1 protein-coding gene is annotated in these 283 nt (G+C 30.7%); it reads left to right on the top strand.

Going from position 1 to position 283, the window contains the following annotated elements:
• The coding region (locus tag C1E99_RS15365; protein WP_238146262.1) for a hypothetical protein at nt 1–283 on the top strand (283 nt) is incomplete at both ends.

The raw sequence follows: 283 nt of genomic DNA, 5'->3' as shown, positions 1-283 counted from the left end.
ATAGGGATGAAAGGAGTTATCAACTACTAAAAGCTTTAGTTAATGAGAGATTACGTACAAAAGACCACCTAGAGCTTTTACATCATCTGCTAGATACTTCTGTAGACGATGATGAAAAATGCTTGTTATTATCAAATTTATTTGTTGCTTATATTAATAGTAACAACTTCGCTGGATATCGTGAAATACTCAATAAATCTGGAAAGTTTTATCATAAAAATTTTCTCAGCTCTAAACATTACCCCTACTTGCTAAGAAATGTTGCATTTTATCTTCCTTTTGA

Source organism: Streptococcus suis (assembly GCF_002964045.1).
In the GTDB taxonomy this organism is placed as follows: domain Bacteria; phylum Bacillota; class Bacilli; order Lactobacillales; family Streptococcaceae; genus Streptococcus; species Streptococcus suis_U.
This window is presented reverse-complemented; position numbering and strand designations above follow the sequence as displayed.